A 21767-nucleotide genomic window follows, 5' to 3' on the forward strand; every position below is an offset into this window, starting at 1 on the left:
CATCCGGGCATCATCTTGCGCATCCCGATGGCTTCACAGTGACCCGTTCATGCAGCGGCGTGCTCGACCTGAGTACGGCGCTTCCGTATGGCGTAGTGACCGCGTGTCACGCGCACCGCTCCGAAGCCAGAGCCCCTGAGCCGCCAGTCCGCGGCCCCTTTTCGAGGCGCTGCGAAAAAAACGATGTCGACCACCATCCCCCTCACGTTGATCGAAGGCTCCATGGCGCTGCCGCGCGTGTCGCCGTTCGGTCGTCAACTGCCCGCGCCTTTCGGCCGGGATTGGGCACTGCTGCCGCCGGGACGTAGTCTGCGGGCGGAACTCAAAGCGCTGTATGCCGCCATGCTGCGTACCTTTTGCGTCAGCGAACGGACTATCCATTCGTTCTGCAACTGGGAGCCGTTGAGCGAGTGGACTTCGGCGAGGGCTGGGGTCGCTGGGGTCGCTGGAGTCGCTGGGGTCGCTGGGGTCGCTGGGGTCGCTGGAGTCGCTGGAGTCGCTGGGGTCGCTGGGGTCGCTGGGGTCGCTGGGGCGGCAACAGTGTCAGGCGCGCCGCTCGATGAAGCCGCACAAACGTCCGCCGAAGCCGCAGCTTTCACGCCGATCAGCGCGCCTGCGTTTGAGACAGCGCCAAGCGGCACGCCGATACATTGGGGAACACTGGCAGGCGGCGCCTGCGCATTCGGCGGCGCCGCAATACTTGCCTGGATCGCGTTCGGTCATCTGACACAGCATCACACGACTAGCGATGTCGAAACAACGGCCAAGTCCGCGATCCGCCAGGAGACGCCGTTGGCGAATCGTCACTCGCCCGACGACGCTGTCACACCCTACGCAACTGCTAACAAACGTGTAGCGGCGCTTGCACCGAGCGCCGCATCGTCGCACGCACATGTGGCGGGCGCATCTGGATCGGTACCCGCATCGCCCCAGATTTTACCGAACGCACTTGCCGCGACTCCGTTGCGCGATTTCCCGGCAAGTTCTGCTGCGAAAATCGTCGCGCCGGTCACGGCGACGCCAGCACGCACCATGGCCGGCAGCAGCGTATCGCGTCGCGGCGATAAGCAACGCAAAGGCGCCGTTACCCCGCACGAAAGAAGAAGCGGCGGCAATTCGCGCGTCGCCATCTCGACGCAGTTGTCACCGCGGTTGCCACCACGGTTGTCACACATCAAGTCAACGCACCACGAAGTGCCGCCGATTACGGGGTCGGCAAATACGCAACGAACGTCATCGAAGCCATCGTCGGCGGGTCCGTACTCGCCGCTCGCGCCATCCCAACTCGGCACTGGCGAATACACGTCGATCACCCTGTCAGCCCGCACGCATCTGCCCAATATTGCGCCGCCATCGCGCCCTGCTTCGCCGATCAATCCGTCCGCAATTGGCGCGACAGAATGGATCAACCACATGTCGCAGCGTCGCGTAACCGAGACACCCGATCAGTTCACGAAGTAAGCGCATCGCCACCGAGAAATCGAGCCGCACAAAAACAAAAACCCGCGCTCCGAAAAACGCGGGGTTGATCAGCGATCCGAGCCCGGCCATTCATGGCCGGGCTTTTTCACGCTTGTATACTTACTTCTGTGTCGGCAATCCGGACTCGGTCTGCCGCTGCAACTGCATCACTTCGCCCTGCACCTGACGCAACTGCGCCTGCGCCTTTTCCTTTTCCGCGTGCAGCGCTGCTGTCTCGCCTTGCGCCTGCCGCTGGTAGTCGTTGACCTTGGCCTGCTGCGTGCGCGCGACATCGAGATCGGCCTGCAGCCGCTTCGCGCGATCTTCCGATAACGCGATGATGTCTTCGATATACGCCTTCTGCGCCTGCAACTGTGTGCGGCGAATCTCGACATCCGCGAGTTGCGCCGTCTGCTGGACGAACCCTGCATAGACCGCTTCGGCACGGCCCAGGTCCTCCGACTTGATTACGCGCCAGAAATGCTTGTCCTGAAAGAGCGCGACGTAGTACGTCATTTCCTGCGGATAGAAAAACAGACTCGCGCCGTAGCTGCCGTTATACGTGGTGCGCAATTCGCTCAGCTTCGCTTCGTGAATCATCTGCATCAGTTCGGCGACGTTGCCTCGCGCATCGCCGGCGGTAACCGGCGTGGCTGATGCCGCACCGGTTACCGCCGCGGCAACCGGTTGTGGCGTAAGCGTGTTCATGGCCGGCCGTGTGCCGACCCGGGGCGCGGTCTCGACGCTTTGCGCCGCCAGTACGAAACCACCATGCTGCAGCAGCGCACACGAGGCCGCGAGCAGCATGGCGCGCCGTACAATTAAGGGGTACTTCATACGTCCATGCTCCATGCAAATCTAAAACAGCCTTAGATTATCGCGCGGATTAGCCGTTAAGCGAAGCATTCAAGCGTATCGCTGACGGACTTTAAATCGAGATAAATCGATAACGAATGATTTGGCTGGATCGATGCGCCCGTCGCGGAATAAAACATTTCAGATAAGACAAAAGCGCAACAATTTGACTCGTCTATGACTCGTGCGGACGTTTCCCAATCTGCATGGCGTTCGCGCGAATCCAACATCAAGCGGAGGGACAATATGGAGATAGGTAACCCGATAAACAGATCGCTCGATCTGCGCGTCACGGTCGACAATCGCTCGCCATCCTGACTATCTCGACAACGCGCCGCCGATAACCGACGCACAGTCAGCGGCCACCCTGATAGCGAAGCGAAAACGAAGGGAAAGCCGGAGCGGGAAAACAGCCGCACAAGACGCCGCCGCCAGACATGGCGGCGGCGGCGTCGTGAGAATCGCGCTTGAAAGTCCGGACTGGCAATTCGAAAGCGCGGCTTAAAGGCGCTGCCTTAAAACCGCGTTTCGCGCGCCACCCGCAGGAAGGTATCGAGCAGCGGCGTGCAATCGAGCAACTCCGGACCGCCCGCGCGATGAAACTCCGGGTGCCACTGCACGCCCATCACGAACGGCGCGCGCCGATAGCGCACGGCCTCGATGATGCCGTCCGACGCCGACACTGCCTCGATATTCAGATCGCGGCCAAGCGTCTTGACCGCCTGATGGTGAATCGAGTTGACGATCGCCTCGCGCCGGCCCGGAAACATATTGGCCAGCGTCGAGCCGTCCGGAAAATGAATGCTGTGCCGATGCTGATCGTAGTTCTCGTTGACGTGCGCGCCGGCGGTCGGCACGTCGGTGGCGATGTCCTGGTACAAGGTGCCGCCGAACGCCACATTGATCAACTGGCAACCGCGGCACACGCCGAGCACCGGTTTGCCCGACTCGATGAACTCATGCAGCAGTTCGAGTTCGTACATGTCGCGCACGCGGTCGCCGGGCCACTCGGGACTCGTCGCCTGTTCCGCGTACGACTGCGGCGAGACGTCCGCGCCGCCTTGCAGCAGCAGGCCGTCGAGATGCTTCGCATAGTCGCGCAAACGGATATTGCTCGGGTGCAGCATGCCCTGATGGCCGACGGTCGGAATCATGAACACCAGCACGTCGCGCGACATCACCCAGTGCGCAATCGATTCCTCGAGGTATTGCAGCGTCTTGCCCCGCAGCCCCTTCGCGCCCGGCTCCGGATGAAAGATGCGCGCCGACACGCCGATGCGCAGCGTGCGCTGCGTGATTCGTTGGCCGGCGCGATCGAACAGCTGGCGCGCCCGTGCCGCGATGATGCGGCCGAACACGGTCCATGCCGAATCGCTTTGCTTCAGATAGCGCGGCGGAGACGGCGGCAACGCGTTCGGCGGCGGCGGGTTCGTCGCGCTGAAGTCAGGCGCGGCGCCGAAACCCGGCGGCGGCGAGCCGGCCCGGCGGCCGGTAGTAGCGGCTTCTTCCACTTTCTCCGCGAGGGCTGCCTCGTCAACCGGCCCGCTCAATTCGCCGGCAAGCGGTTCGCTGCTCTCGAGCGTAGCGGGACGTGGAGCGGGACTTGATGCGGGAGGTGAAGCGGGACTTCTGTAGGTCTGTCCCGCCTTGCGTGCCGCGCGCTCGCGAACCTCAGCCTCCTGCTGTGCGGTCGACGCAGCCGCCGAACTGCGCGCTTCCGCGGCGTCGCGTTGCTGAGCGGTTTGCGGATCGGTGGAGGTGACGGTGGACGCGCTGCCAGGGTCGTCGGTGGACGACCTCGCCGCGGCCTCCTCGGCGGCCGGCGATGCAGCCGACGGCGCTACCACGTCCTTGATCGGGGACTGAATGGAATCTTCATGGGAGAGCGGTAGCGAGGCCGCCGGCTCGGGCGGCAAGATGTCGGGTTTCGGCGCGCCGGCGCCTGCACCGGGCGGCATGGACGGCATGGACGGCGTTGAGGACGCCGGCGCCCCCGAAGACGACGATGGGCTGCCGGGCTGGCCGGCGTTTTCAGGTTTGTTTTCGCTCATGACAGTCAGACAGGCGCCTTCCACGCGAACGAATGAATATGCCCTGATTATCCGCTAGCCCGGCTAGCCCGGCAAACCCACACACAATTGCTCACATTGTTGCAGGCCACGGCGCAAGCCGTTTAACTCAGGGATCCGGCTGTTCTTCGAACGTTTCGCGCAGGGCGATCTGCATCGCCGCATGGATTTTCACGCACCAGCGCCACACCAGCGCCAGCAGCAAGGCGGCGCAGACCAGCACCGCGATCAGAAGGCCCGTCGGCGGCAAGATGCTGCTGGAGAGCGCCGCGACCAGCAAAAACACGCCGACCATCGAGACCACCGGCACCAGGTCGGAGATCGCATAACGGATCGCACGGGTGAAGCGCCCCGCTGTCGCCGGCTGCACGCTCACCTCGGCGAGCAATAGCGCGAGCGACTTGGCCTTGCGATAGACCGCCACCAGAAACGGCATCGACAGCACCAGCGCGATGCTCCACAGCACCACGCGCTGCATCGGCTCGGAACTCATCCAGTGTCCGAGCAAGCTGCCGGTGTAAGGCGCGCTATACGACACGATCAGGAAGATCGCCGCGACCAGCGCGAGATTGACCGCGATCTGCAAAATGATTCGCCGCGTCATGCTGAATAACGTCGGATCGCCGGTTCCGGTGCTCAAACTCCGCAGCCACTGCCCGTACATGCCGAACACGTTGGCGAGTGTGCGCGGCATCGCCTGCCCGAGGCGCTGCGTCAGCGGATCCGCCGCACGAATCAGGTAAGGCGTGAATAGCGTGGTCAAGGCGGAAACAGCCACCGCGATCGGATACAGAAACGCGCTCGTCACCTTCAAGGTCAGACCGAGCGACGCGATGATGAACGAGAACTCGCCGATCTGCGAGACGGTCATGCCGACCCGCATCGCCGTGCGCCCGTCCTTGCCCGCGAGAAACGTGCCGAGTCCGCACGACACGATCTTGCCGACGATCACCGCCGCCGTAATCACCGCAATCGGCCAGGCATAGTCGATCAGCACGGCCGGGTTCAGCATCAGGCCGATCGTCACGAAGAAGATCGCGGAGAAAGCGTCGCGCAGCGGCGCGATCAGATGCTCGATGCGGTGCAGATGGCGCGACTCGGCCATGATCGCGCCGATCAGGAAGGCGCCGAGCGCGATGCTGTAATCGAGCTTCACCACCAGCAGACAGAAGCCGAAGCAGAAACCCAGTACCGACACCAGCAGCATTTCGTCGCTTTTGGCGCGCGCCACGTAGTTCAATGCGCGCGGCACGACCAGAATGCCGACCACCAGCGACACCGTCATGAAGAGCAGCAGCTTGCCGAGCGTCACGACGGCGACACCCGCGCTCAGCTCCCCTGTCTGCGCAATGCCGGAAAGCAGCACCAGCATCGCGATGGCGAGAATATCCTCGACGATCAGAATCCCGAACACCAGTTGCGCGAAGCTCTCGCGCTTCAGGCCCAGCTCGGAGAGCGCCTTGACGATGATGGTCGTCGAGGAGATCGCGAGGATCGCGCCGAGGAACAGCGAGTCCATCGAACTCCAACCGAATGCGCTGCCGATCTCATAACCGATCCACAGCATCAGCACGATCTCGGACAGCGCCGCGACGATCGCCGTCGCACCCACCTTGAACAGCTTGCGCAGACTGAATTCCAGCCCGAGCGAAAACATCAGGAATACCACGCCTAACTCGCCGAGCGTCTGGATGGTCTGCTCGTCATGAATCAACTGGAACGGCGGCGTGTACGGCCCGATGATCACGCCCGCAGCGATGTAGCCCAGCACCACCGGCTGCTTCAGGCGATGGAACAGCACGGTGACGACGCCGGCGAGCGCCATCACGACCGCCAGATCCTGAATGAAGCCGATGCCATGGTGCATAAAGGCGTTCCTTACAAAAAGTAATGTCTCAAAAAACGCAGTGTAACGCACACGTGAGGCGCGTCGAATCGCGCAAACGTCGAAGGCCGTGGGATTGGTCAGATCACGAGCCTCACTGTGGGACCCTCGACCCGAAACTTTTTTGACATGCTGGACACCTGTGAAATATCACAATAATATTTGCCGCATATTTTCTTTGGAGTCACGTGATGCAGCAGGTGTCCTTCAGTGTTGTAGATCGTTCCGGCGACAGTCGCGCCGATACTGTCGAGGTCAATCGTCTGACGATCGCCGGCTGGGCCGGACGCGATCGGGCGGCGATTGAGCACCACATCGCCGAACTGGCTGAACTCGGCGTGAAGCGGCCGTCGACCACGCCCTGCTTCTACCGCCTCGGCGCCGAGCTGCTGACGCAAGCCGAACAGATCGACGTGGTCGGCGCAAAGTCCAGCGGTGAAGCCGAGTGCGTGCTGGTGCACTCGGCGGCGGGGCTGCTCGTCACCGTCGGCTCCGACCATACCGACCGCGAAGTCGAGGCCTACGGCGTCACCGTCTCCAAACAGGTCTGCCCGAAACCGGTCGCACGCGACGCATGGAGCTTCGACGATGTGGCCGGTCACTGGGATCAGCTCGAACTGCGCGCCTTCGCCGTGACAAGGAGCGGCGAGCGGCGCGTCTACCAGCACGGCACCGTCGCGTCGCTGCTGCCGGCCTCCGACCTGCTGGAACGCGCGCCCGTCGCAGTGGGCGCCGCGATGTTCTGCGGCACGCTGGCTGTACAGGGCGGCATCGTCGGGATGGCCGACGGCGATGCGCTCGAACTCGAACTGCACGACCCCATCCTGAGCCGCACGCTGCGCCACGCCTACCGCGTGCACACGCTACCTATCGTCGAATGAGGCGCCCATGAATCCCCCTTCGCTTTCCGCCCACGCCGACGTGTCTTCCGACGCCTGGCTCGAAGCCGCCGCCCTGCGCAAGATCACCTGGCGCATCATGCCGTTCCTGTTTCTCGTCTACGTGCTGTCGTACCTGGACCGCGTCAACATCGGTTATGCGAAGCTGCAATTCACCGGCGACCTTGGCCTGTCGAACGCGGCCTACGGACTCGGCGCGGGGATCTTTTTCTTCGGCTATTTCGTCTTCGAAGTGCCGAGCAATCTGCTGCTGAAAAAGTTCGGCGCGCGCGCCACCATCGCCCGCATTACGATGCTGTGGGGGCTGCTCTCGTGTCTGATGATGTTCGTACGTTCGGAAACGATGTTCTACGTGCTGCGCTTTTTCCTCGGCGTCGCCGAGGCCGGGCTGGTGCCGGGCGTGGTGCTGTATCTGACCTTCTGGTTTCCATCCGACCGGCGCGCGCGGATGGTCGCCGTGTTCATGGCGGCGATTCCAGTGGCGGGGATCATCGGCGCGCCGTTGTCGGGCTTTCTCATGTCGGCGTTGCATGACGCGCACGGCTTGCGCGGCTGGCAGTGGATGTTCCTGATCGAAGGTATTCCGTCGATCCTCGCCGGCTTCTGGGCGCTCGCCGTGCTGCGCAACACGCCCGCCGAAGCCGCCTGGCTCACCGACGACGAAAAACGCGTGGTCCTCACCCGCCTTTCGCGCGAAAACACGGCCGCCGCGGCGGCCGGCGCCGAGCACAGTCTGGCGGTGGCCTTGCGCTCGGGCCGCTTCTGGCTGCTGACGCTGATCTACTTCTGTCTCGTCACCGGCAATGCGGGTTTCTCGTTCTGGCTGCCGCAGATCGTCAAGGATCTCGGCGTCACGAATCTCGTGACAAACGGCTTCGTCACCGCGATTCCCTATCTTTCGGCGGGCATCGGCATGATCCTGATCGGCCGCTCGTCGGACATCACGGGCGAACGGCGCTGGCACTACGCTGTGTGCTGCTTCATCGGCGCGGCGGGCCTGCTCGGCAGCGCCTCGGTAACCAATTCGATTCCGCTCGCCGTGACCGGCCTGTCGATTGCCTATATCGGCATTCTGGCGGGCTTCGGCATCTTCTGGTCGATGTCCACCACGTTCCTGCAAGGCACGGCGGCGGTTGCCGGCATCGCCGTGATCAACTCCATCGCGAATCTGGCCGGCTACGTGAGCCCGTATGTGCTCGGCATCGTCAAGGACGCGACGCATAGCGTGACCTTCGGACTGGTGCTGATCGCGGGGGCATTGATTGTCGGCGGGCTGGTCACGTTGATGATGCCGCGCGTCAAGGTGCAACACGCCGCCGCCGTAACACCTAGGAGCGCCTGACACGCCGCGATGGCCATAGTCTCTGTGACGCGAGACCGACGCGTCATGCGCGCACGGCGTCGGTGAGCAGGCGCCCAACCGGCGCCGTACGCGCAAAACCTTGTTCTACAATGCGGACCACCGCCCGCTTCCTTTTCACATGACGCTTTTGCAGACCGCCCGCCGCTCCAGTGCCCCTCGCGAGACCGCCACGGCCAGCCTCGCCGAACAGGCTTATGCCTTCGTCAAGCGCGAGATCATCACCATGCGTTTGCGGCCGAGCGAGGTGCTCAACGAAGCGGAATTGATGGCGCTGACCGGCATCGGCAGAACGCCGGTGCATCAGGCGCTGCACCGGCTGGTGCACGAGGGCATGCTCACCATCATGCCGAGAAAGGGCATCATGGTCCGCCCGGTTTCGCTCGACGACGTGCTGGCGATCATCGACGTGCGGCTCGTCAATGAAAGCTACTGCGTCGAACTGGCCGCGCGCCACGCGCAACAGCACGATTTCGACGTGATGCAGGCCTTGCTCGAACGCTCCACGATTTGTGTCGCCGCGCACGATATCGAAGGCATGATGGATATCGACCGCGAGTTCCATCTGGCGATTTCGGCGGCGTCGCGCAATCCGGTGCTGGCCGACATTCTGCGCGGGCTGCACGAACGCTCGCTGCGTTTCTGGTTCATTTCGCTGTCCGAGCCGCATCATCTCGAAGACGTCCATGAAGAACATCTGGAGCTGTTTCGCCTGCTGCGCGAGCGCGATGCCGAAGGCGCCCGCCAATCGGTGCAAAAGCATATCGAAGCGTTCCGCGCGACGCTTTTCACCCGCATCTGACCGGGCGCTTCCGATCGACCGACTCTTTCGACCGATCTCAGCCACCACTCCCCATCCACCTCAACCGGCTTCGCCCGGTTCAACCGGATTCTTCCCGACACCATGGCCACTGAATTCACGCCCTTCCCGCCGCTAGCCCAGCTTGCTGCCGATCTCGCCGCCGGCCGCACCACGAGCCGCACGCTCGTTGAAACCGCGCTCGAACGGATCGCCGATCCGGCCGGCCAGGGTGCGATCGCCTTCATGCATGTCGATGCCGACAGCGCCCGCGCCGCCGCCGATGCGCACGACCGTCTGCGCGCCGCCGGCACCGTCCTTTCGCCGCTCGCCGGGATTCCGGTGTCGGTCAAAGACCTGTTCGATATCGAAGGTCAAACGACGCGCGCAGGTTCCCTGGCGCTGGCCGATGCGCCCGCCGCCAAAGCGGATGCGGTCGCCGTCGCGCGCCTGAAACGGGCGGGCGCGGTAATCGTCGGGCGCACCAATATGAGCGAGTTCGCGTTTTCCGGCCTCGGCCTGAATCCGCACTACGGGCATCCGCTGTCGCCGTATCGGCGCGGCGTGAAGGGCGACGAGCGGATCTCCGGCGGTTCGTCGTCGGGCGCGGCGGCGTCGGTCGCGGACGGCATGGCGGCGATCGCGCTCGGCACCGACACCGGCGGTTCCATCCGCATCCCGGCGGCGCTGTGCGGCCTGACCGGCTTCAAGCCGACTGCCGGGCGCATCCCGAAACAGGGCGGCGTGCCGCTCTCTCCGACGCTCGATTCGTTCGGGCCGATCGGCGTCTCGGTGGCGTGCTGCGCGTTGGTCGACCGGATGCTGGCCGGGCTGGAGCCGCGCATCCCGGCGGCCCGGCCGCTCGAAGGCGTGCGCCTCGGCGTGTTGACCCATTTCGTGACCGACGGCGTCGAACCGGCGGTGGCCGCCGCGATCGACACCGCCCTCAAGCATCTGGAAGCCGCCGGCGCGATCGTCACCGAAGTGCGCTTCGCGCCGCTCGACCGTCTGCCCGAGATCAACCGCTTCGGTTTTTCGCCGATCGAAGCCTATGCCTGGCATCGTCCGCTGCTGGAAACGCACCGCGAGCAGTACGACCCGCGCGTGCTGGTGCGCATTCTGAAAGGCCAACCCGCCAGCGCCGCCGACTATCTGGATCTGCTCGCCGAGCGCCAGGCCATGCTCGACGAAGCCGCGCGCACGCTCTGGCAGCGTTTCGACGCGGTCGTCGCGCCGACCGTGCCGGTGGTGCCGCCGCGCGTGGCCGATCTGATCGACGACGACGACGCGTTCGGCCGCACTAACGCGCTGATCCTGCGCAACCCGAGCGTGTTCAATTTCCTCGACGCCTGCGCGCTGTCGCTGCCTTGTCATCTGCGCGGCGACGCGCCGGTCGGCCTGATGCTGGCAAGCGCGCCGCACGCCGACGACGCCTTGCTGGCCATCGGCCGCGGCGCCGAAGCGGTGCTCAACGCGATTCGCTGAGCGGACTTGGACCGCACCTGAGCGTGACCTGAGCGGTAGCCGCGCCGCACCTGAGCGGCACCTGCGCGGGATGGCGACACAAAAGTGCGATAAGCGTTTGGGCGGGGGTTCGCGCTAGAATCGCGGGCACCCGCCCTTTCCGTTTCCAGACAGCCACACGACCCATGAACAACGACAACGCGATGCTGCGCCGCGAGCGCTCCCTGCTGGTTCTGCTTGGCCTGATCTGCGTCGGCCTCGTCGCCGGCGCGCTGTATCTGCAGTACGGTTTGCACGAAGACCCGTGCCCGCTGTGCATCATCCAGCGCTATTTCTTCCTGCTGATCGCGATTTTTGCGTTCCTCGGCGCGCGCTTCAACAGCTGGCGCGGCGTGCGGCTGCTGGAAGTGCTCGCGGCCCTGTCAGCCTTGGGCGGCATCGTGACCGCCGCGCGGCACGTGTATGTTCAGGCCAATCCGGGCTTCAGCTGCGGTTTCGACGCGCTGCAGCCGGTGGTCGACAGCTTGCCGCCCGCGCACTGGCTGCCGGGCGTCTTCAAGGTTGCCGGCCTCTGCGAAACGGCCTATCCGCCGATTCTGGGCCTGTCGCTGCCCACCTGGTCGCTGGTAGCTTTCGTCGTCGCTTTCGTGCCGCTGGCGCTGAGCCTGGTCAGGAATCGCCGCCGGATCGCCTGATCCGGCTATTCCGGCCGCTCCGATCGGAATAGCCGGCCTCACGCCGGCCTTTGCCCCGCCTGCCAGGGCGGTTCGAAGGCCGGCGTTTTCACATCCGCTCCGGCCCCGTAAATTCGGCCAGTCCCTCTTTCCGGCCGCCCGCAAGTCAGCACCCGGCCTCCGTCATTCCCCGCGCTACCCCACCCTGCCTGGTTTTCCCCGATCCGCCACGCTTCAAGCAACTTCCCGCCGCAGCGCGAATCGTATTAATTACATGACAGCTTCCGAATAAGCTTCATGCGAGTTGGGAAATCTTTTCGGGACAAGGTAATGCTATCTTCGGAACTGGATGGCGATCTACGTGCGCGAGGCCGGCTTCGGCGCGACCCCATGCGTAACGCGCGCCCGGTCCGCACTGTCTTTCGGATTCGCCATGACAACGCAAACCATCCGCTTTTATCACCAGGGGTCCGTCCGTGAGGTCGCGGGCGTTCCGGCGACGCGCACCGTGCTTCAGCACCTGCGCGAGGATTTGCATTGCACGGGCACCAAGGAAGGCTGCGCGGAAGGCGACTGCGGCGCCTGCACGGTCGTCGTCGGCGAACTGGATGCGCAAGGCGGCATCGCGCTGAAGGCCGTCAACGCCTGCATCCAGTTCCTGCCGACGCTGGACGGCAAAGCCCTCTTCACCGTCGAAGACCTGCGCGGCGCCGACGGCGCCCTGCACCCCGTCCAGCAGGCCATGGTCGATTGCCACGGCTCGCAGTGCGGCTTCTGCACGCCCGGCTTCGTGATGTCGATGTGGGCGTTGTACGAAAACCAGCCGGCCGCCGCCGGCCTGCCCACTCGCGACGAAATCAACACCGCGCTGTCCGGCAATCTGTGCCGCTGCACCGGCTACCGGCCGATTGTCGACGCGTCGCAAAAGATGTTCGACTACCAGCAATACCCACGTGTGACGTTGGACCGCAAAGCGATCGCCGATACACTGCGCGAAATCCAACGCCGCGACACCTTCGAATACAGCGCACCCGACACGCGCGGCGCCGGATTCGGTTCGCCCACCTTCCATGCACCGGTTTCGCTCGACGCGTTCGCCAAACTGCGCGCGGCGCATCCTCAAGCGCGCCTGCTCGCCGGCAGCACCGACGTCGGCCTGTGGGTCACCAAGCAGTTTCGCGATCTCGGCGACATCCTGTACATCGGCAACGTCGCGGAATTGAAGACGATCGAGCGCGATGCGCAGACGCTGACGATCGGCGCCGCCGTCACGCTCGAAGACGCCTATGCGGCGCTCGCCGCCGATTACCCCGAACTGGCCGAACTGTGGACGCGTTTCGCGTCGCTGCCGATCCGCAATGCCGGCACGCTCGGCGGCAATGTCGCGAACGGCTCGCCGATCGGCGATTCGATGCCGGCGCTGCTCGCGCTCGGCGCCGAAGTCGTGCTGCGCCACGGCGCCAGAACCCGCACGCTGACGCTCGACGCCTTCTACCTCGGCTATCAGAAGACCGCGCTCGCGGCCGGCGAATTCGTCGCCGCGCTGCGTGTGCCGCGTCCAGCGCGCGATCTGCGCTTCCGCACGTACAAGGTGTCGAAGCGTTACGATCAGGATATCTCCGCGGTGTGCGCGGCATTTGCGCTGCACATCGGCGAAAACGGCGCGATCAGGGACGCCCGCATCGCGTTCGGCGGCATGGCCGCGACGCCGAATCGCGCCGCGCAAACCGAGGCCGCGCTGAACGGCGCGACATGGAACGAAAGCACCGCGCGGCAAGCGATGAACGCACTCGTCGCCGATTACCAGCCGCTCACCGACATGCGCGCCTCGAGCGCCTATCGACTGAAGGTGGCGCGCAATCTGCTGTGGCGCTTCCACCTGGAAACGCGCGATGACGCGCCGCTCGCCCTCTTCGACGTGAATGCGTTCGCGTACGAAGCCGGCGCGCCGGACGCGGCCGTTGCGAAGGAGTCGTCGTGATGAACCGGACCGATGCTTTCGTCGAACCTGCTGCGCACCCGGCCGCCAGGCACGCCACCGCTCAGGAGAGCGAGGCGGCGATCGGCGCCTCCTTGCCGCATGAATCGGCCGCGCTGCACGTGAGCGGCGAAGCCACCTACACCGACGACGTCCCCGAATTGCAAGGCACGCTGCACGCGGCCCTTGGGCTGTCGCGGCACGCGCACGCGCGGATCGTGTCGCTCGATCTGGACGCGGTGAGAAAAGCACCTGGCGTAATCGCCGTGCTGACCGCGGAAGACATCCCCGGCGAGAACAACTGCGGCCCGGTGCTGCACGACGATCCGATTCTCGCTGTAGACGAAGTGCTGTATCTCGGCCAACCGGTGTTCGCGGTGATCGCCGAAAGTCATGACCTCGCGCGGCGTGCCGCGGCGCTGGCCAAAAGCGACGACGTCGTGCGATATGAACCGCTCGAGATCGTCCTCACGCCAGCCGAAGCAAAAGCCAACAAGCAGTTCGTCCTGCCGCCGCTGCATCTGAGGCGCGGCGAGCCGGACGCAAAGATAGCCGCCGCGCCGCATAAGATCCGCGGCACGTTCGAAGTCGGCGGGCAGGAACAGTTTTATCTCGAAGGCCAGATCGCGTACGCCGTGCCGAAGGAAATGGACGGCATGCTCGTCTACAGCTCGACGCAGCATCCGAGCGAAATGCAGCAGGTCGTCGCGCATATGCTCGGCTGGCCGGCGCACAACGTCGTGTGCGAATGCCGGCGAATGGGCGGCGGCTTCGGCGGCAAGGAATCGCAATCGGCGGTGTTCGCGTGCGTCGCATCGCTGGCGGCGAAACTGCTGCGCCGCCCGGTCAAACTGCGCGCCGACCGTGACGACGATTTCATGATCACCGGCAAGCGCCACGACGCGGTCTACGAGTACGAAGCGGGCTTCGACGATAGCGGCCGCATCCTCGGCGCGCGCGTCGAAATCGCCTTGAGAGCCGGCTATTCCGCCGACTTGTCCGGTGCGGTTGCGACACGCGCCGTCTGCCACTTCGACAACGCGTACTACCTGTCCGACGTCGACATCGTCGCGCTGTGCTGCAAGACCAACACGCAATCGAACACCGCGTTCCGCGGCTTCGGCGGCCCGCAAGGCGCGCTGGTGATGGAGGTCATGCTCGACAGCATCGCGCGTCAATTGAACTGCGATCCGCTCGACGTGCGGCTCGCCAACTACTACGGCATCGGCGAACGCGACACGACACCCTATGGACAACGCGTCGAAGACAACATCATCGCGCCGCTAACCGATGACTTGCTTGCAACCAGCGACTACCGCGCGCGCCGCGAAGCGATCGCCGCGTTCAATGCAAAAAGTCCGGTGCTCAAACGCGGCCTCGCATTTTCGCCGGTGAAGTTCGGCATTTCGTTCAACGTGCCGTTTCTGAATCAGGCCGGCGCGCTGGTGCATGTGTACAAAGACGGTTCGGTGCTCGTCAATCATGGCGGCACCGAAATGGGCCAGGGTCTGAATACGAAGGTCGCGCAAGTCGTCGCGAATCAGTTCGGCTTGCCGCTTTCGCGCGTGCGCGTGACGGCGACCGATACGTCGAAGATCGCCAACACTTCGGCGACCGCCGCGTCCACCGGCAGCGATCTGAACGGCAAAGCCGCCGAAGCCGCCGCACGAACCATTCGCGACAGACTCGCCAGACTCGCGGCGAAGCAACTCGGCGGCACGGCCGACGCGGTGGAATTCGCCAACGGTGAAGTGTCGGTGAACGGCGGAGCGATGCCGTTCGAGCAACTGGTCGGCGCCGCGTACCTGGCGCGCGTGCAGTTGTGGTCGGACGGTTTCTATACGACGCCGAAAGTGCACTGGGATGCGAAAACGCTGACCGGTCACCCGTTTTATTACTTTGCGTACGGCGCGGCAGTATCGGAAGTGGTGATCGACACGCTAACCGGCGAATGGAAACTGGTGCGCGCGGACGCGTTGCACGACGCCGGCCAGTCGATCAATCCGGCGATCGATCTCGGCCAGGTGGAAGGCGGCTTTATTCAAGGCATGGGCTGGCTCACCACCGAAGAATTGTGGTGGAACCGCGATGGCCGCCTGATGACGCACGCGCCCTCGACGTACAAGATTCCCGCCGTCAGCGATACGCCCGCGGCGTTCAATGTGCGGCTTTATCAGAACCACAACGTCGAGCCGACCGTGTTCCATTCGAAGGCAGTAGGCGAACCGCCTCTGCTGTTGCCCTTCTCGGTGTTCCTCGCGATTCGCGACGCGATCGCGGCTGCGGTGCCGGACGCGAAAAACGCGCCGCCGTTGCGCGCGCCGGCGACGCCCGAAGCGATTCTCGATGCGCTGGACGCGTTGCAATCGCCCGGGACGGCGACACAGCCCGCTACAGGACAACCCGCGCAAGCGGCAGTTACGCCGGCAACCGCCACCACGCCGGTTTAGCAATTAGACGAAACGTTGAACACCGTTAAGCAACTTTAGACAAGGGCCCGACGCGACACAAACGCGTCCCGCCACACTCAACCGGCCGCACGGACACCCCGCGCGGCCATGTATGGAGAACCGCCGGATGCAAGCCTGGCTACCTGACCTGCAACAACTGCTCGCGCACGGCGACGCCGCCGTGCTGGTGACGGTCGCACGCGTCGAAGGTTCGGCGCCCCGCGAAGCCGGCACCAAGATGATCGTCACGCGCGATTCGGCCAGGCACACGATCGGCGGCGGACATCTCGAATGGAAAGCCATCGAGACCGCGCGCCAGGTGCTGCGCGACGGCATGCGCTCGCCGCATATGCGCCGCCTCGAACGTTTCGCGCTTGGACCCAGTCTCGGCCAATGCTGCGGCGGCGCCGTGATTCTCGCCTTCGAGCGCCTCGACATCGGCGACCTCGGCTGGATCACCTCGCTCGCGAAACGCGTGGCCGCGGGCCAATCGACGGTGCGTAGCGTATCATTCGGCCCCGCACCGGATGCGGTGATGCTGTCCGACCCCGAGCCGGGCGTCGACGCCTCGGACTGTCTGCTGTGGGACGGCGCCGGTTTCGACGACAGCGGCGCGCTGCTCACCGAAACCATTGCGCCAGGCGACTTCCAGGTCGTGCTGTTCGGCGCCGGTCACGTGGGCGCGGCACTGGTTCGCGTGCTGGCCACGCTGCCCTGCGTCGTGCGCTGGGTCGACGAGCGCGACGCGCAGTTTCCGCCGGCGGAAACGCTGCATGCGCCGAACGTGAAGATCGATCCGAACGACGCGCCCGACGAAGCCGTCGACCAGGCCGCGCCGCACACGTACTTCATCGTGATGACGCACAACCATGCGCTCGATCTCGAGTTGGCCGAGCGCATTCTGCGGCGCGGCGATTTCGCGTTCTTCGGCATGATCGGCTCGCACAGCAAGCGCAAGCAGTTCGAACATCGGCTGGCGGCGCGTGGCATCGATCCTTCGCAGATTGCGCGGATGAAGTGCCCACTAGGCGTCGACGGTATCGTCGACAAGTCGCCGGAGATCATCGCGATCTCGGCGGCAGCCCAGGTGTTGCAAGCCGTGGAGGCGAATGCGGGCGCGCATGCGGCGCAGACGGTCTGATTTACCGCACAATCGACCTGCCGCCCCAAAGCGATTGCATCCTGTCCCGCATCCCGCATCCGGCGCGAACCGACTCCAACGAACTCCTGACCGACCATGACTACAACGACCGCTACCCCTATGTCACTCGCCGAGAAAGCCGCCCGCGCACCGAAGGCCGAGTTGCACATTCATATCGAAGGCTCGCTCGAACCCGAACTGATCTTCGCGCTCGCCGAACGCAACGGCGTGAAACTGGCATACGACTCGATCGAAGCCTTGCGCGCCGCCTACGCGTTCACCGATCTGCAATCGTTCCTCGACATCTACTACGCCGGCGCGAGCGTGCTGCTGCACGAGCAGGACTTCTACGACATGACGACGGCGTACGTGGAACGCTGCCTCGCCGACAACGTGATCCACAGCGAAATCTTCTTCGATCCGCAGACACATACGGAACGTGGCGTGCCGATCGCCACGGTGGTGGCCGGCATCGAACGGGCGCTCGCCGATGCGGAAAAGCGCGGCATGACGAGCAAGCTGATTCTGTGTTTCCTGCGCCATCTATCGGAAGAAGACGCGCTCGCCACGTTTGAAGAAGCCCGGCCGCTGTTCGAGCAATACAAGCATCGCCTGATCGGCGTGGGCCTCGATTCGTCGGAGCGCGGCCATCCGCCTTCGAAGTTCGAACGCGTCTTCGCCAAGGCACGCGCGCTCGGCCTGAAGCTGGTCGCGCATGCGGGCGAAGAAGGCCCGCCGTCGTACATCTACGAAGCGCTCGATCTGCTGAAAGTGGATCGCGTCGACCACGGCGTGCGCAGCATCGAAGATCCGGCGCTCGTCACGCGCCTCGCCGATACGCGCGTCGCGCTGACCGTGTGCCCGCTGTCGAACCTGAAGCTCTGTGTGTTCGACGACATGACCAAGCACACGCTGAAGGACCTGCTCGATCGCGGCGTCGCCGTCACGGTGAATTCCGACGATCCGGCCTATTTCGGCGGTTACGTGAACGCCAACTATTTCGCCACCATCGACGCGTTGAAGCTCAACGATGCCGAGGTCTACACGATCATCCGCAACAGCTTCGAAGCGTCGTTCGTCACGCCCGAGCAACGCAGCGAACTGATCGCGAAGCTCGACGCGCACTGGCACCCAGCCGGCCCCCACTGACGGGCCAATGAATGGCAGCCGGCGGCGGCACGGGTCCGTTTCGGAACCTCAGGCCGTTGTCCGCGCTGTTTAGCTCCCCACAAATACGGAGACGGTTTTTCATGACTCAATCGGCACAATCAGCATTCCGGGCGCAACTGCTGACCTTCAATGGCGATCCTGCGCAATCGTCCAACGCGGCGGTCTTCCACGAGGACGGTTTGCTGATCGTCGAAGACGGCCATGTCGCCGCAGCGGGCGCGTATGCCGCACTCGCGTCGCAACTCGCACCGGGCACCCAGGTGCAGGAGATGCGCGACAAGCTGATCGTGCCGGGTTTCATCGATACGCACATTCACTATCCGCAGACCGACATGATCGCGTCGCCGGCGCCGGGCTTGCTGCCGTGGCTCGACACGTACACGTTCCCGACCGAGCGCCGCTTCACCGATCCGGCGTATGCGCGCGACACGGCGAGCTTCTTCGTCGAAGAACTGCTGGCTTGCGGCACGACCACGGCGCTCGTGTATTGCACGGTCCACAAGGAATCGGCCGACGCCCTCTTCACCGAGAGCGAGGCGCGCAATCTGCGCATGGTGGCCGGCAAGGTGCTGATGGATCGCAACTGCCCCGAATTCCTGCGCGACACCGCGCAATCCGGTTACGACGACAGCGCCGAGTTGATCGGCCGCTGGCACAATCGCGGCCGTCAGATGTACGCGCTCACGCCGCGTTTCGCGCCGACCTCGACCGAGGCGCAACTCGAAGCGTGCGGCGTGCTGGCGGGCAAGCATCCGGACATCTTCATCCAGAGCCACGTCGCCGAGAATACCGACGAAGTGAAATGGGTCGCCGGTCTGTTCCCGGGCCACCGCAGCTATCTGGACATCTACGATCATTACGGCCTGCTGCGCCGCCGGGCCGTGTACGGCCATTGCATCTACCTCGACGAGGAGGACCGCAAGCGCATGGCGCAAACCGGCACGGTCGCCTCGCACTGCCCGACCTCGAACCTGTTCCTCGGCAGCGGCCTGTTCGACTTCGACAAGGCCGACGAAGCCGGCATGCCGATCGCGCTGGCGACGGACGTCGGCGGCGGAACCTCGTTCTCCATGCTGCAAACCATGAACGAAGCGCACAAGGTCGCACGTCTGACGGGACATCATCTGACCGCCACGCGGATGTTCTATCTCGCCACTGCGGGCGCGGCCGAAGCACTCGATCTGGCCGACAAGGTCGGCACGTTGAAGCCGAAGTCGGAAGCCGACTTCGTCGTGCTCGATCCGCAAGCCACGCCGCTGCTCGCGCGCCGCACCGCACGCACGGAATCGCTCGAAGAACTGCTGTTCGCGTTCGCGCTGCTCGGCGACGACCGCGCGATCTACGAGACGTATGCCGCGGGCAAGCGCGTGCATCGTCGCGACGACGTGCGGCAACATGCGCCGCGCGTGGCGAAGATTGCGGCCTGATTCATCGGTAGGTACACACGTCGTGCAACGCATTCAGACGCCGCACCGGATCGGCGACATACGGGTTCGATTCGTCCCACGCGTAACCCGCCAGCACCGCGCTGATCATGCGACGGATCGACGGCGTCTGATCCGGGTAGAAAATGATGTCCTGCAACTCGCCCGTGTACCAGCGTTCGACAAACGCCCGGAACGTATCGATCCCCTTGCGCAACGGCACGTCGTAAGCCGCCGACCAGTCGACCTGCTCGCCATTTAGTTGCCGGTTCAACGTCTGCACCGCGAGATGCGCCGAGCGCAGCGCAATCGTCACGCCGGACGAGAACACCGGATCGAGAAATTCGCCCGCATTGCCGAGCAACGCATAGCCCGGTCCATGCAAGCGCTCGACATTCGCCGCGTAGCCGCCGATATGACGCACCGGCATCAGAAACGGCGCGTTGCCGATCAACGGGCCGAGTGTCGGCTCCTGCTGGATCAACTCGCGCAGTTTCGCGTCGCGCCCGGCTTCCGGCACATCGAGGAAACTGGCCTCGGCAACGCAACCCACCGACGACCGCCCGCCCGCCAGCGGAATCATCCAGAACCACACGTCGCGGCGCTCCGGATGCGTCGCCACGCAGATCTTGCTGCGGTCGGTCGCGCCGACCGGGATGCCATCGCGCACGTGCGTGAAGATCGCGGCGCGTGTCGGCATGCGCGTGGGCGCTTCGAGGTTCAGCAGGCGTGGCAGCACACGGCCGAAGCCGCTCGCGTCGAACACGAAGCGTGCCTCCACTTCATATGCGTTATCCCCATCGTCGATTACGTCGAGCACCGGATTGTTGCCGCTCTCGCCAGGATGCATCGCGCGGACCGCGTGGCCAAAGCGCACATCGGCGCCCTGTTCCGCCGCGCAGCGAATCAGAATATCGTCGAACACCGCGCGCTCCACCTGGTACGTGGTGCCCCACCCCGGCGAATGCTTGTCGCGGAAGTCAAACGCCGACGACTGGTCGCGGTAGACGAAATGCGCACCGTTCTTGTACTGGAAACCGGCTTCGACCACTGCTTGCAGCATGCCGGCCTCTTCGAGGTAAGCCATGCTTTGCGGCAGCAGACTCTCACCGATCGAGAAACGCGGAAAATGCTGACGCTCCAGCACCAGCACCGAACGGCCTGACCGGCGCAAGAGCGCCGCTGCGACTGCGCCTGCAGGCCCCGCACCGATGATCGCTACGTCGACGGTGATGCGCTTTGACGAATGTGTACTCAAGGTTGCCTCAATCGTTTGCTTGCACGGAACAGCGTTACGCTGCATCCTTACTTTTCGTTACAATTACGCTTCACAGCAAGAACAATATTTCGTCGCGGAGCCCAGCGTGTCGCCATCCGAAACATCCAGCGTGCCTTTCGTGCCGGAAACGGCCTTCGGGATCTGGTTCCTGCGTACCTATACATGGGAACATCATGTGCTGCGGGTCGCGATCAACGACCTCAAACGCCTGATCGACGTACCCATACCTGCTGCGCCGGTCATCGTCGACGTCGGCTGCGGGCAAGGCATTTCGTTCCGCCTGCTTGCCGACGCGTTCAAGCCGCGCCGCCTTGTGGGCGTCGATTTTCACGAACCGTCGCTGACGCTTGCCGCCAATGCGGCCCACGCCTGTCGCGACAAGCTCGCCGATATCGAACTGCTGCACGGCGACTGCGCGCAATTGCCGCTGCCCGACGCCAGCGCCGATATCGTGTTCTGCCATCAAACCTTCCACCACCTCGTCGAGCAGGACCGCGCGCTCGCCGAATTCCGCCGCGTGCTCAAACCGGGCGGCATCCTGCTGTTCGCCGAATCCACCGACGCGTACATCAAGTCGTGGGTGATCCGGCTGCTGTTCCGCCATCCCATGCACGTGCAAAAAAGCGCCGACGGCTATCTCGACATGATCCGCCGCGGCGGTTTCCGCTTCGATCAGCGCAACGTCTCGCTGCCATACCTCTGGTGGAGCCGCGCGAAAGACTTCGGCCTGCTCGAGCGCCTTGGCCTGACCCGTCCGCAGCCTGGCAAGCGTCGCGAAACGCTGGTCAATGTCGCGGCGGTCAAGACAGATTGAATCTCGCCAGTGCGGCGGCGCGCCACCGCACTGGTAAGCATCACG

General features: G+C 64.4%; 16 protein-coding genes. 11 read left to right on the forward strand and 5 right to left on the reverse strand.

Going from position 1 to position 21767, the window contains the following annotated elements; genetic code table 11:
* Window positions 1-830 precede the first annotated feature (830 nt).
* From DSC91_RS21220 to DSC91_RS21235, 4 genes are all read right to left on the reverse strand, one after another.
* Window positions 831-1376, reverse strand: a complete 546-nt coding sequence (locus tag DSC91_RS21220) for a hypothetical protein (RefSeq protein WP_162831446.1) — start codon at window positions 1374-1376, stop codon at window positions 831-833.
* 205 nt (window positions 1377-1581) lie between these two features.
* Window positions 1582-2298, reverse strand: a complete 717-nt coding sequence (locus tag DSC91_RS21225) for a DUF2968 domain-containing protein (protein ID WP_115780723.1) — start codon at window positions 2296-2298, stop codon at window positions 1582-1584.
* A gap of 533 nt (window positions 2299-2831) precedes the next feature.
* On the reverse strand, window positions 2832-4367 hold the full coding sequence (locus DSC91_RS21230) for a gamma-glutamyl-gamma-aminobutyrate hydrolase family protein (protein ID WP_115780724.1): 1536 nt from the start codon (window positions 4365-4367) through the stop codon (window positions 2832-2834).
* 127 nt (window positions 4368-4494) lie between these two features.
* Window positions 4495-6252, reverse strand: a complete 1758-nt coding sequence (locus DSC91_RS21235; RefSeq protein WP_115780725.1) for a cation:proton antiporter — start codon at window positions 6250-6252, stop codon at window positions 4495-4497.
* 209 nt (window positions 6253-6461) lie between these two features.
* Here DSC91_RS21235 and DSC91_RS21240 point away from each other — a divergent pair, with 209 nt between their 5' ends.
* The 10 genes from DSC91_RS21240 (at window position 6462) to guaD (ending at window position 19632) form a co-directional block, all read left to right on the forward strand.
* Window positions 6462-7151, forward strand: coding sequence for a DUF2848 domain-containing protein (locus DSC91_RS21240; protein WP_115780726.1), 690 nt, complete (start codon window positions 6462-6464; stop codon window positions 7149-7151).
* A gap of 7 nt (window positions 7152-7158) precedes the next feature.
* Entirely contained in the window at window positions 7159-8511 is a 1353-nt protein-coding gene (locus DSC91_RS21245; RefSeq protein WP_115780727.1) for an MFS transporter, read from the forward strand.
* A 139-nt stretch (window positions 8512-8650) separates the two neighbouring features.
* Window positions 8651-9331: a GntR family transcriptional regulator gene (locus tag DSC91_RS21250; protein ID WP_115780728.1), complete on the forward strand. Its 681-nt coding sequence runs from the start codon at window positions 8651-8653 to the stop codon at window positions 9329-9331.
* A gap of 102 nt (window positions 9332-9433) precedes the next feature.
* Entirely contained in the window at window positions 9434-10813 is a 1380-nt protein-coding gene (locus tag DSC91_RS21255) for an amidase (protein ID WP_115780729.1), read from the forward strand.
* Window positions 10814-10977: 164 nt separating this feature from the next.
* Window positions 10978-11487, forward strand: coding sequence for a disulfide bond formation protein B (locus DSC91_RS21260; protein ID WP_115780730.1), 510 nt, complete (start codon window positions 10978-10980; stop codon window positions 11485-11487).
* Window positions 11488-11899: 412 nt separating this feature from the next.
* Window positions 11900-13447: a xanthine dehydrogenase small subunit gene (xdhA, locus tag DSC91_RS21265; RefSeq protein WP_175172035.1), complete on the forward strand. Its 1548-nt coding sequence runs from the start codon at window positions 11900-11902 to the stop codon at window positions 13445-13447.
* Entirely contained in the window at window positions 13447-15894 is a 2448-nt protein-coding gene (gene xdhB, locus DSC91_RS21270) for a xanthine dehydrogenase molybdopterin binding subunit (RefSeq protein WP_115780732.1), read from the forward strand. Before xdhA ends, xdhB begins: the two co-directional genes overlap by 1 nt.
* Window positions 15895-16021: 127 nt before the next feature.
* Window positions 16022-17035, forward strand: coding sequence for a xanthine dehydrogenase accessory protein XdhC (gene xdhC / locus DSC91_RS21275; protein WP_115780733.1), 1014 nt, complete (start codon window positions 16022-16024; stop codon window positions 17033-17035).
* Window positions 17036-17131: 96 nt separating this feature from the next.
* Window positions 17132-18184 (forward strand): adenosine deaminase, encoded by a 1053-nt coding sequence (locus DSC91_RS21280; protein ID WP_115780734.1) that lies wholly within the window; start codon window positions 17132-17134, stop codon window positions 18182-18184.
* Between the two features lie 101 nt (window positions 18185-18285).
* Complete coding sequence (guaD, locus tag DSC91_RS21285; RefSeq protein ID WP_115780735.1) at window positions 18286-19632, forward strand: guanine deaminase; 1347 nt, start codon at window positions 18286-18288, stop codon at window positions 19630-19632.
* Between the two features lies 1 nt (window position 19633).
* Here the strand turns inward: guaD and DSC91_RS21290 are convergent, their stop codons facing one another.
* A complete protein-coding gene (locus DSC91_RS21290) occupies window positions 19634-20887 on the reverse strand; it encodes an NAD(P)/FAD-dependent oxidoreductase (RefSeq protein WP_115783409.1) in 1254 nt (417 codons plus the stop codon).
* 106 nt (window positions 20888-20993) lie between these two features.
* On the opposite strand from DSC91_RS21290, the gene DSC91_RS21295 reads away from it, so the two are divergent.
* The gene (locus tag DSC91_RS21295) at window positions 20994-21722 is read left to right on the forward strand and encodes a class I SAM-dependent methyltransferase (protein ID WP_115780736.1); all 729 of its coding nucleotides are present in this window, start codon (window positions 20994-20996) and stop codon (window positions 21720-21722) included.
* Window positions 21723-21767: the final 45 nt, after the last annotated feature.

Source organism: Paraburkholderia caffeinilytica (assembly GCF_003368325.1).
GTDB lineage: Bacteria > Pseudomonadota > Gammaproteobacteria > Burkholderiales > Burkholderiaceae > Paraburkholderia > Paraburkholderia caffeinilytica.